Below are 10,256 nucleotides of genomic sequence, written 5' to 3'. Positions count from 1 at the left end.
TTCCTCCGGGCGCTTCCCTTCGGTCTTGCGTTTCCGACTCTATCAGATCGTTTTCCGATCCGATTCCCTGTCGGCGGGATTTGCCTTTCGGCTGCCTTTGGGCCTCTCGGTTTCCCTCGCGGCCTTTCGACATTCACTACGTTAGCCGATTCCCTCGGCAACTCATAATTGAGTGCTGCGGACTCGAATCAGGGCATGCCTAATTCGCCCCCGCCAAGGGATGTCGTAGGTAGTGGGTGGCCGCTTCCGGCTGCTGGCTGACTGCCGTACCCGGTTCAAGCGGCTCGGGCTACGTTACGGACCGCCCGGAAGCGAGTCAAGTTCGGCGGCGGCGGGGGACATGGGCCCGATACGGGCTCACCGTGGGGTCGTCGGCGATCCAGAAGCGCCACGGGTGGACGCCTCCGTCGCCCGCGACACCGGTACGGGGACCGTTGCGTACCTGGTCGGAGTGGACAGGCGTGCCGGTCAGGACCGTAAGAGGGGGATCGTCGGGGGAACAGGCGTCCGTGCCGTCGAGGGCGCGGTCCACGTCCAGGGCGGTGGCCAGGCGGGCCGGCCCTTTGGCCAGTTCCATGTCATTTCGGGCCGAGATTCGACGTTTGCGAGCCAACTCCGCGCCCTCGATGACCTCGCCGGCGCGCAGCAGGACCGCGCTCGCCCGGCCCTCCGGACCGCACACCAGGTTCATGCAGTGCCACATGCCGTACGTGAAGTACACGTACACATGGCCGGGTGGACCGAACATCACGCCGTTGCGGGCGGTGTGTCCGCGAAACGCGTGCGAACCGGGGTCGTTCTGACCGTCGTAGGCCTCGACCTCGGTGATGCGGAGTGCGATCGGACCGTCCGGGGTGGTGCGCACGAGGACGCGTCCCAGGAGGTCGGGGGCGACCTCCAGGACGGGGCGGTCGAAGAACTCTCGGGCCAGGGGCGTACGGTCAGGGGTCGCGATCATGGCGTACGAGCGTAGTCCAGACGGGTGCGGGCCGATGGGTGGCGAGGAAGCGTCCTCCTTGGAAGTGTGGGGACCCGGAACCGGTCACCGTCGGTTCGCGTTTGTAGGGATCAAGGATCCACGCCACACAGAGCGATCCACCCATACAGAACTACAGAGCCACACAGATACACAGGCGTTGCCTGACGGGAGGAACAGACATGGGGTTCAAGCGACTGCTCGCGAGCCTGGGGGCCGGTGGCGCTTCGGTCGAGACGGTGCTGACCGAGGTCAATGTGGTGCCGGGCGGTGTCGTCCAGGGTGAAGTACGGATCCAGGGCGGTTCCGTGGACCAGCAGATCGAGGCGCTGTCGGTCGGGCTGCAGGCCCGGGTCGAGGTCGAGGGCCAGGACGCCGAGTACAAGCAGGACATCGAGTTCCTGAAGCAGCGACTCGGGGGTGCCTTCGAGCTGAAGGCGCAGGCGGTGCACGTGGTGCCGTTCGGGCTGGAGATCCCGTGGGAGACGCCGGTCACGACCATCCAGGGCCAGACGCTGCCGGGGATGCACATCGGGGTGACGACGGAGCTGGAGATCGCGCGGGCGGTCGACTCCGGTGACCTGGACCCGATCAACGTGCACCCGCTGCCGGCGCAGCAGGCGATCCTGGACGCCTTCATCCAGCTGGGCTTCCGCTTCAAGAACGCGGACATGGAGCGCGGCCACATCCGGGGCACGCGGCAGAAGCTGCCGTTCTACCAGGAGATCGAGTTCTTCCCGCCGCAGCAGTACCACGGGCTGAACCAGGTCGAGCTGAGCTTCGTCGCCGACGAGCGCGAGATGGACGTCGTGCTGGAGATGGACAAGAAGCCGGGGCTGTTCAGTGAGGGCAGCGACTCGTTCCGTTCGTTCCGGGTGGGGCTGCAGGACTACGGGAACACGGACTGGGGCGCCTACCTGAACCAGTGGCTGTCGGAGGTCGGCAGCAAGCGCAGCTGGTTCTAGGCTCTGAACCAACCCACAGGATCCACCAGGAGGTACCGAGGTGACCGAGCCGAAGAGGCCGCCGCTCCCCCACGATTTCCATCCGGTCGTGCCGTCCTTCACGGTCACGAGTGAGGACGTCGAGCCGGGGGCGACGCTCAAGGACGCTCAGGTCTACGCGGGCGGGAACACCTCTCCGCAGCTGCGCTGGGAGGGTTTCCCGCCGGAGACCAAGAGCTTCGCCGTGACCTGCTACGACCCGGACGCCCCCACGGGCAGCGGGTTCTGGCACTGGGTCGTGTTCGACATCCCGGTGTCCGTGACCGAGTTGGCGACCGGTGCGGGGTCGGGGAAGTTCGAGGGACTGCCCGAGGGCGCGGTGCACGCGCGCAACGACTACGGGACGCGTGACTTCGGTGGGGCCGCCCCACCGCCCGGTGACCCGGCACACCGTTATGTGTTCACGGTGTACGCCGTGGATCAGGAGAAGCTCGGTCCGGATTCCGACGCTTCGCCCGCCGTGGTGGGATTCAACCTCCGTTTCCACACGCTGGCGCGCGCCCAGCTCATCGGGGAGTACGCCGCTGTAGCGGAAAAGTAACGAAGCCGGACGTTCATTGAACGTTTGCCCGCCTCTGGTCTTGGAAGTGATCAGAGGCGGGCATTTTTTATTGCGTTGTCCATCTCGGCGTGCCCGGCCACAGTTGATCCAAGCCTGCCGGGGGGTGGGCTGGTGCACAGGAGGTGGGCTGGGATGCGGGACACGCTGGTACTGAACGCGAGCTTCGAGCCGCTGTCGACGGTGACGCTCAACCGAGCCGTCGTTCTGGTGCTGCAGGACAAGGCCGTCGTCGAGCAGACCCACCCCGAACTGCGCATGCGCGGAGCCGCGGTCGACATACCGGCGCCCCGGGTGATCAGGCTCTGCAGGTACGTGAGGGTGCCGTTCCGAAGACAAGCGCCGTGGTCGCGGCGGGGTGTGCTGGTACGGGACAGGCACAGGTGCGCGTACTGCGGCAGGCGGGCGACCACCGTGGACCATGTGGTGCCACGGTCCAAGGGTGGCTCCGACAGCTGGCTGAACACGGTCGCGTCGTGCGCGGAGGACAACCACCGCAAGGCGAACCGGACTCCGGACGAGGCAGGGATGCCGCTGCTGCGGCAGCCGTTCGAGCCGACTCCGGCGGACGCGATGCTGCTGTCCCTGGGACATGACGACTTCGACGCGCTGCCGGACTGGCTGGCGAAGGGTGCCGCGTAACCGGCCTCGTCACCTAATGCTGTCGTACGGCGAACGGGCCCGCTCTTCCTGGTGGAAGGGCGGGCCCGTAGTCGTGTTCAGTCGGTCGTGTTCAGTCGATGGCCGGCTTCTCGCGGCGGTCGGCGTTGCCGTCGGCCGGCTTGGGAACAGTGGGGCCGCCGCCCAGGTTGCCGAAGTTGCCCATGGCGCCGGAGAGGCCCTTCAGGGCGTCGCCGATCTCGCTGGGGACGATCCAGAGCTTGTTGGCGTCGCCCTCGGCGATCTTCGGGAGCATCTGGAGGTACTGGTAGGAGAGGAGCTTCTGGTCCGGGTCACCGGCGTGGATGGCCTCGAAGACCGTACGGACGGCCTGGGCCTCGCCCTCGGCGCGCAGGGCGGCGGCCTTGGCCTCACCCTCGGCGCGCAGGATCTGGGACTGCTTCTCACCCTCGGCGGTCAGGATCGCCGCCTGGCGCGTACCTTCGGCGGTGAGGATCGCGGCGCGCTTGTCACGGTCGGCGCGCATCTGCTTCTCCATCGAGTCCTGGATGGAGGTGGGCGGCTCGATCGCCTTCAGCTCGACGCGGTTGACGCGGATGCCCCACTTGCCGGTCGCCTCGTCGAGGACGCCGCGCAGGGCCGCGTTGATCTCCTCACGGGAGGTCAGGGTCCGCTCCAGGTCCATGCCACCGATGATGTTGCGGAGCGTGGTGACGGTGAGCTGCTCGATCGCCTGGATGTAGCTGGCGACCTCGTAGGTGGCGGCGCGGGCGTCGGTCACCTGGTAGTAGATGACCGTGTCGATGTTCACGACCAGGTTGTCCTGGGTGATCACCGGCTGGGGCGGGAACGGCACGACCTGTTCGCGGAGGTCGATGCGGTTGCGGATGGAGTCGATGAACGGGACCACGATGTTGAGGCCCGCGTTGAGCGTGCGCGTGTAGCGGCCGAAGCGCTCCACGATGGCGGCGCTCGCCTGTGGGATGACCTGGATGGTCTTGATCAGGGCGATGAAGACCAACACCACCAGAATGATCAGGACGATGATGATCGGTTCCATCGTTCGCTCCCCGTGCCCTTCTCCGCCGCGGCGCCTGTGGAAGATCTTATGCCTGTTTGCCTGTTGAGGATCTTGCTCGTCGAGTCTGGCAGAACAGCGCCTGCCAGGTGGGACGTTCGGTGCATTGCGTGATCGCGTCGTGACCGCGTCGTACGAGGTCACATGACGATCGCGGTGGCTCCTTCGATCTCCACGACGTCGACTTCCTGGCCCACCTCGAAGGTGAGTCCGGAGTCGAGGGAGCGGGCGGACCAGATCTCGCCGCCGAGCTTGATACGGCCGCCGGAGCCGTCGACCCGTTCCAGGACGACGGCGTGCTTGCCCTTCAATGCGTCGATCCCCGTGGCGAGTTCGGGCCGTTGGGCCCTGTGGCGGGCGGCCACGGGCCGTACGACGGCGATGAGCGCCACGGACACGGCGGCGAACACGACCACTTGGAGGACGACACCGCCACCCAGTCCCGCGGTCACGGCGCCGGCGACGGCGCCCAGGGCGAGCATGCCCAGTTCCGGCATCGCGGTCACGACGAGGGCGATCCCGAGCCCGGCCGCGCCTATCAGCCACCACACCCATGCGTCGATGTTGTCCACATCGTCCATGGTAGGACCGGGATCGCCCGGCCGACAGAGCGCACGGTCAAAGATCGCTTACAGCGGATCCGCCAAGTCGGTTGCGTCGGGCCCGGGTTGTGGAGCCTGAGCGCCCGACTGGCGGATCGGCGGGAGAAGTCGGAGGTCAGGTGAGGGGCAGGCCCTGGGCCGTCCAGCGCTCGCCGACCTGCTCGACGACGAGCGGGAGACCGAAGCACAGGGAGAGGTTGCGGGAGGTCAGCTCCAGCTCCAGGGGGCCCGCCGCGAGGACCTTGCCCTGACGGATCATCAGGACGTGGGTGAAGCCCGGGGGGATCTCCTCGACATGGTGCGTGACCATGATCATGGAGGGGGCGATGGGGTCGCGGGCGAGGCGGCCGAGCCGGCGGACGAGGTCCTCGCGACCGCCGAGGTCGAGGCCCGCGGCGGGCTCGTCGAGGAGGAGCAGCTCGGGGTCGGCCATCAGGGCGCGGGCGATGAGGGTGCGCTTGCGCTCGCCCTCGGAGAGGGTGCCGAACTTGCGGTCGACGTACTCGGTCATACCGAGGCGGTCGAGGAAGGCGCGGGCTCGGAGCTCGTCGATCTCCTCGTAGTCCTCGTTCCAGGTGGCCGTCATGCCGTACGCGGCGGTCAGCACGGTCTGCAGGACGGTCTGGCGCTTGGGGAGCTTCTCCGCCATGGCGATGCCGGCCATGCCGATGCGGGGGCGCAGTTCGAAGACGTCGACCCGGCCGAGGGTCTCGCCGAGGATCGTGGCGGTGCCCTTGCTGGGGTAGAGGTAGCTGGACGCGACGTTGAGGAGGGTGGTCTTGCCCGCGCCGTTCGGGCCGAGGATGGCCCAGCGCTCGCCCTCCTTGACCGACCAGGAGACCTGGTCCACCAGAGCCCGGCCCTCGCGGACCACGGATACGTCCTCCAGCTCCAGAACATCGCTCATGAGCGCGCTGTCTCCCCTTGCAGTGTCGGCCTGTCTCGGCTGTCGCGTACGCCTGTGGTTGGAGCCACCGCCGGGTGGGCGCAGCCCTCACAGAAATCTACGCCACCGGTCGGGCCGTCCATTCCATCGGTCGGTCCTTAGGGTGGGGGCATGCTCTCGGAACCACGTTCAGGACGCCTTGCCGCATGGGGAAACGCCCTTCTTGCCGGACTTGTCTCACCGGATGACGCGGTGCTCGCGATCGTCGGGGAGGACGCGGTGCATCGGGTGGAGGGGCTGCCCGGCGAGTCGGGGCCCGTCGGGCTGACGCTCGCGCTCGGGCGGCTGCGGGCGCTGGGGGTGACGGGGTTGCGGGTGGCCCTGCCCGCGCCGGGGCATCCGTTGGGGCTCAGTGGGCCGCCGGAGTTCAACAAGCGGGCGCTGGAGGCGGAGGAGGCCGTGGTGTGCCACGGCGGTGCGCTGGGACTGGTGCCGGAGGTGTACACGGCGGGGCCCTCGGGCGACGAGCACGTCGAGGTGGTCTGGCACTGTCTGGAGGTGCGGGAGGCGCCGCCCGCCGATGTGCCGTCCCTCGGGGAGGCCGAGCGGGAGCTGGCGGAGGCGCTGCGGGACGCGACGGCCGTGCTGTCCCGGTTGGACGTGGCGGCGTCGGGTCGGGTGGCGGAGGCGGCGATCGACGCCTACCGGGCGCGGGCCGAGCGGGGGCGTGAGGTGCTCGCGCCCGGGTATCCGCCGCGGGCCGTGCGGGTGCTGGAGCTGACGCAGCGGGTGGGGTTGCTGATCTCGCTGGCGTACGAGAACGGGCACGGGGGTGCGGTGAGCGCGTCCGAGATGGGCTCCCGGGTGGCCGCGTTGCGGCCGGTGGAGCGGACGGCCCGGCGGGCGCAGGTGGCGGCGTACAACGCGTTCGTGGAGGAGCGGGAGCGGGGGTAGCGCGCCCCGGCGCCCCGGTACCTCGGCCCCGTTCGGCGGAGTCGCTGGAGGGAACGACCGGGGTCACGGACATGGCTGACCGGCCTTCCGGAGGGGTCCGGAAGGCCGGTGGTCGCTGGTGCTCCGGGGGCGGAACGTCAGTGGTTGACACCCAGGTTGCCGAAGGCCGGGTTCAGGACGCCCACGACGCTGACGCTGTTGCCGACCACGTTGACCGGGATGTCGATGGGGGCCTGGATGACGTTCCCCGAGATGACGCCCGGCGAGCCGACGGCCTTGCCGCCCGCGTGCGCCCCGCCGTCGGTGGCGGAGGCCATGCCCGCACCGGCGGCGACGAGGCCACCGGCCACCATCGTGACAGCGGCGGCCTTCTTCAGGTTCTTCACTTCTGAGCCCTTCCTCGCGATCACTGCGGCGGTCGCACGCAGCACGCACTGAAGAACGGCGGGGCTCCGCCGAGGATGCGCCATTCGGAGGACATACACCCGACGGTATGAATCTCAGATCGGAGGGGAACCTTCCAGGTTGCCGGACAATCTGCACATCATCCGGTCACACCGTGGCGCACCGCCCACAGCGCGGCCTGGGTCCGGTCCGCCAGGTCGAGCTTCATGAGGATGTTGGAGACGTGGGTCTTGACCGTCTTCTCGGACAGGACCAGGGCGCGGGCGATCTCCCGGTTGGAGCGGCCGTCGGCGATCAGGCCGAGCACCTCGCGCTCCCGCTCGGTGAGCGAACCGCCCCTCCCCTGACCGGAGTTGGCCTCCTCCTGGGAGAGGAGCACCCCGGCGACCTCCGGCTGGAGCAGGATGTGTCCGGCGTGCACGGAGCGGATGGCGCCGGCGAGGGCGTCGGGGTCCACGTCCTTGTAGACGTACCCGGCGGCGCCGGCGCGCAGGGCCGGGACGACGGTGCGCTGCTCGGTGAAGCTGGTGACGATGAGCACGCGCGCGGGGTTGTCGAGTTCGCGGAGTCTGCGGAGCGCGTCGATGCCGTCCATGCCCGGCATCTTGACGTCCATGAGGACGACGTCGGGCCGGAGCTCCTCGGCGCGGGCGACGCCCTCGGCGCCGTCGGCGGCCTCCCCCACGACCTCTATGTCGTCCTGCACCTCGAGGAAGGTGCGCAGGCCCCGGCGGACCACCTGGTGGTCGTCGACGAGCAGCACCTTGATTGCGTCAGCCACCGGGGACCTCCATCTCGATCGTGGTGCCCTTGCCGGGCGCCGATTCCACGGTCAGCGTGCCGCCGACCCCGCTCGCCCGGTCACGCATGGAGACGAGGCCGAGGTGGCGTCCCGCGCGGCGTATGGCCTGCGGGTCGAAGCCGGTGCCGTCGTCGGTGATCCGCAGCACCGCGCCGGTGCCCCGGCGCTCCAGGGCGACGTCGACGTGCTCGGCCTCCGAGTGGCGCAGGGCGTTGTGCAGTGCCTCCTGGGCGACGCGGAGCAGGGCCTCCTCCTGGGCCGCCGGCAGCGCGCGGGCGCCGCGTGCGGAGAAGGTGACGCGGGCGCTGTGGGCGCGGTCGAGGACGTGGACCTGGGTGCGCAGGGTGGCGGCCAGGCCGTCCTCGTCGAGTCCGGCGGGGCGCAGTTCGACGACGGCGGCGCGCAGCTCGTCCGCGGCCTCGGCGGCGAGGGCGGCCACCTGCTGGAGCTCGCCCTTGGCGCGTGAGGGGTCGCGGTCGACCAGGGCGGCCGCCGCCTGGGCGGTCAGCCGCAGGGAGAACAGCTTCTGGCTGACCGCGTCGTGCAGCTCGTGGGCGAGGCGGGAGCGTTCCTCGGCGATGGTCAGCTCGCGGCTGCGCTCGTAGAGGCGGGCGTTGGTCAGGGCGATCGCGGCGTGCTGGGCGAGGATCGACAGCAGTTCCTCGTCGTCCTCGGTGAAGCCGCAGCCGCCCTCCGGGCGGGGGCAGCGCTTGTTGGCGAGGAAGAGGGCGCCGATGACCTCGTCGCCGTCGCGGATGGGCAGGCCGAGGAAGTCGACCAGGTCGGGGTGGGCGGTGGGCCAGCCCTCGAAGCGCGGGTCCTCGCGCACGTCGGCGAGGCGCTCGGGGGTGGCCTCGTGGAGCATCGCGGCGAGGATGCCGTGCTGGCGCGGGAGGGGGCCGATGGCCTTCCACTGCGCGTCGGTGACGCCGTCGACGACGAACTGGGCGAAGCCGCCGTGGTCGTCGGGGACGCCGAGGGCGGCGTACTCGGCGTCGAGCAGCTCTCGGGCGGAGGCGACGATCGTCTTCAGGACGTCCCGCACCTCCAGGTGTCTGCTCATGGCCAGCAGCGCGGAACTCACCGCCGCGAGGCCCGACCGGGGACCTTGACTCATGAGCTCACCGTACCGGCGGGGTCCGACAGCGCGGATCGGACCGCCGACGGCGCCGCCCCGGCCGTCGGACCTAGGTTCCTGGCCTACGACCGGTCCTAGGTCCCGGGGCCCCGACCGGTGGCCTAGGGCGAAGGGCCTTGGCGTACTGGGGCCCGCGTACGAGGCGGTGGGGAGGGCCGGGTTCCTACGTTGGGATCACCGCCGACCGGAGCGGGAGGCGGCGGACGACGAGGGGACGATGTCATGCCGGTGGCGATCATCACGGGGGCTTCCAAGGGCCTGGGACGGGCGCTGGGGGAAGCGCTGGCCGAGCGGGGATGGGACCTGGTGCTCGACGCGCGGACCGAGGAGGTCCTGCGGGGCACGGCGAAGGAGCTGGCGGCGCACGGGACGCGGGTCGAGGCGCTGCCGGGGGATGTGACGGACGCGGCGCACCGGGCCGCTCTGGTCGCGGCGGCCCGTGCGCTGGGCGGGCTGGACCTGCTGGTGAACAACGCGAGCGCGCTGGGCGCCGAGCCGCTCGTCCGGCTGGAGGAGCTGGCCCTGGACGGGCTGCGGCGGGCCCTTGAGGTCAATGTGGTCGCGGCCCTGGGGCTGGTGCAGGAGGCGCTGCCCCTGTTGCGGGCGTCCGACGCGGGGGCGGTGATCGACGTCAGCTCGGACGCGGCGGCGGAGGCGTACGAGACGTGGGGCGGGTACGGGGCGTCGAAGGCGGCGCTGGACCATCTGTCGGCGGTACTGGCGGTGGAGGAGCCGGGGCTGCGGGTGTGGGCGGTGGATCCCGGGGACATGGGCACCGATCTGTACGCGGCGGCGGTGCCGGACGACGACGATCCGCGGCCGCGTCCGGAGAGTGTGGTGTCGGCGTTCCTGCGGCTGATCGAGGGGCGGCCGGCCAGCGGCCGGTACGGGGCGCCGTCCCTGCTGGAGGCGTGATGACGACGGCGCTGAAGGTGCCCGGGAACCGGTCGGCGCGGGTGCCGGTCGAGCAGCGCGGGCCGGGGCTCGACCGGGACTCCGTACGGCTGCTGGTGTCGCGCGGTACGGAGGTGTCGCACCACGAGTTCGCGGAGCTGCCCCGGCTGCTGCGGGCCGGGGACCTGCTGGTGGTGAACACGTCGTCGACGCTGGCGGCGGCCGTCGACGGGGTGATCGGGCACGCGCGCGTGGTGGTGCATTTCTCCACGCGGGGCGATGACGGGCGGTGGGCCGTCGAGCTGCGGGACCCGGACGGCCGGGGCACCACGCGCGC

Annotated in this window: 13 protein-coding genes; 6 read left to right on the top strand and 7 right to left on the bottom strand. The window is 70.3% G+C overall.

From position 1 onward, the window contains the following. Positions 1–316: 316 nt before the first annotated feature. Positions 317–958, bottom strand: a complete 642-nt coding sequence (locus AOK23_RS11210) for a DNA-3-methyladenine glycosylase (RefSeq protein WP_055712589.1) — start codon at positions 956–958, stop codon at positions 317–319. Positions 959–1,158: 200 nt separating this feature from the next. Between AOK23_RS11210 and AOK23_RS11205 the strand changes: the two genes are divergently transcribed. The 3 genes from AOK23_RS11205 to AOK23_RS11195 all read left to right on the top strand — a co-directional run bounded on the left by AOK23_RS11205 (position 1,159) and on the right by AOK23_RS11195 (position 3,181). Beyond that, positions 1,159–1,941 (top strand): sporulation protein, encoded by a 783-nt coding sequence (locus tag AOK23_RS11205; RefSeq protein ID WP_055712588.1) that lies wholly within the window; start codon positions 1,159–1,161, stop codon positions 1,939–1,941. A gap of 40 nt (positions 1,942–1,981) precedes the next feature. After that, positions 1,982–2,521, top strand: coding sequence for a YbhB/YbcL family Raf kinase inhibitor-like protein (locus AOK23_RS11200; RefSeq protein WP_055517938.1), 540 nt, complete (start codon positions 1,982–1,984; stop codon positions 2,519–2,521). A 153-nt stretch (positions 2,522–2,674) separates the two neighbouring features. Continuing rightward, positions 2,675–3,181, top strand: a complete 507-nt coding sequence (locus tag AOK23_RS11195; RefSeq protein ID WP_055712587.1) for an HNH endonuclease — start codon at positions 2,675–2,677, stop codon at positions 3,179–3,181. A 91-nt stretch (positions 3,182–3,272) separates the two neighbouring features. Here the strand turns inward: AOK23_RS11195 and AOK23_RS11190 are convergent, their stop codons facing one another. The 3 genes from AOK23_RS11190 to AOK23_RS11180 form a co-directional block, all read right to left on the bottom strand. Then, complete coding sequence (locus AOK23_RS11190; RefSeq protein WP_055538597.1) at positions 3,273–4,220, bottom strand: SPFH domain-containing protein; 948 nt, start codon at positions 4,218–4,220, stop codon at positions 3,273–3,275. A 158-nt stretch (positions 4,221–4,378) separates the two neighbouring features. After that, positions 4,379–4,810, bottom strand: coding sequence for an NfeD family protein (locus tag AOK23_RS11185; protein WP_055712586.1), 432 nt, complete (start codon positions 4,808–4,810; stop codon positions 4,379–4,381). Between the two features lie 145 nt (positions 4,811–4,955). Beyond that, complete coding sequence (locus tag AOK23_RS11180; protein WP_055538595.1) at positions 4,956–5,747, bottom strand: ABC transporter ATP-binding protein; 792 nt, start codon at positions 5,745–5,747, stop codon at positions 4,956–4,958. 150 nt (positions 5,748–5,897) lie between these two features. Here AOK23_RS11180 and AOK23_RS11175 point away from each other — a divergent pair, with 150 nt between their 5' ends. After that, positions 5,898–6,680, top strand: a complete 783-nt coding sequence (locus AOK23_RS11175; protein WP_055712585.1) for a hypothetical protein — start codon at positions 5,898–5,900, stop codon at positions 6,678–6,680. A 137-nt stretch (positions 6,681–6,817) separates the two neighbouring features. Here AOK23_RS11175 and chpE read toward each other — a convergent pair whose 3' ends face one another. From chpE to AOK23_RS11160, 3 genes are all read right to left on the bottom strand, one after another. Continuing rightward, positions 6,818–7,066: a chaplin ChpE gene (gene chpE / locus AOK23_RS11170; RefSeq protein WP_055712584.1), complete on the bottom strand. Its 249-nt coding sequence runs from the start codon at positions 7,064–7,066 to the stop codon at positions 6,818–6,820. A gap of 158 nt (positions 7,067–7,224) precedes the next feature. Beyond that, positions 7,225–7,866: a response regulator gene (locus tag AOK23_RS11165; protein WP_055517946.1), complete on the bottom strand. Its 642-nt coding sequence runs from the start codon at positions 7,864–7,866 to the stop codon at positions 7,225–7,227. Further along, positions 7,859–9,004 (bottom strand): GAF domain-containing sensor histidine kinase, encoded by a 1,146-nt coding sequence (locus AOK23_RS11160; protein WP_055712583.1) that lies wholly within the window; start codon positions 9,002–9,004, stop codon positions 7,859–7,861. The genes AOK23_RS11165 and AOK23_RS11160 overlap by 8 nt, the downstream gene beginning before the upstream one ends. 243 nt (positions 9,005–9,247) lie before the next feature. On the opposite strand from AOK23_RS11160, the gene AOK23_RS11155 reads away from it, so the two are divergent. Beyond that, the gene (locus AOK23_RS11155) at positions 9,248–9,940 is read left to right on the top strand and encodes an SDR family NAD(P)-dependent oxidoreductase (protein ID WP_055712582.1); all 693 of its coding nucleotides are present in this window, start codon (positions 9,248–9,250) and stop codon (positions 9,938–9,940) included. Continuing rightward, a partial coding sequence (locus AOK23_RS11150; protein ID WP_169800291.1) for an S-adenosylmethionine:tRNA ribosyltransferase-isomerase occupies positions 9,940–10,256 on the top strand: 317 nt, incomplete at its 3' end. The genes AOK23_RS11155 and AOK23_RS11150, both read left to right, overlap by 1 nt.

It is taken from the genome of Streptomyces torulosus (assembly GCF_001419765.1).
Taxonomy (GTDB): Bacteria; Actinomycetota; Actinomycetes; order Streptomycetales; family Streptomycetaceae; genus Streptomyces; species Streptomyces torulosus.
This window is presented reverse-complemented; position numbering and strand designations above follow the sequence as displayed.

Bases quoted from the DNA above. Each gene is read 5' to 3' on its own strand.
- AOK23_RS11160 (WP_055712583.1), bottom strand. From the start codon at position 9,004: ATGAGTCAAGGTCCCCGGTCGGGCCTCGCGGCGGTGAGTTCCGCGCTG.
- AOK23_RS11175 (WP_055712585.1), top strand. From the start codon at position 5,898: ATGCTCTCGGAACCACGTTCAGGACGCCTTGCCGCATGGGGAAACGCC.
- AOK23_RS11190 (WP_055538597.1), bottom strand. From the start codon at position 4,220: ATGGAACCGATCATCATCGTCCTGATCATTCTGGTGGTGTTGGTCTTC.
- AOK23_RS11210 (WP_055712589.1), bottom strand. From the start codon at position 958: ATGATCGCGACCCCTGACCGTACGCCCCTGGCCCGAGAGTTCTTCGAC.
- AOK23_RS11195 (WP_055712587.1), top strand. From the start codon at position 2,675: ATGCGGGACACGCTGGTACTGAACGCGAGCTTCGAGCCGCTGTCGACG.
- AOK23_RS11180 (WP_055538595.1), bottom strand. From the start codon at position 5,747: ATGAGCGATGTTCTGGAGCTGGAGGACGTATCCGTGGTCCGCGAGGGC.
- AOK23_RS11155 (WP_055712582.1), top strand. From the start codon at position 9,248: ATGCCGGTGGCGATCATCACGGGGGCTTCCAAGGGCCTGGGACGGGCG.
- AOK23_RS11205 (WP_055712588.1), top strand. From the start codon at position 1,159: ATGGGGTTCAAGCGACTGCTCGCGAGCCTGGGGGCCGGTGGCGCTTCG.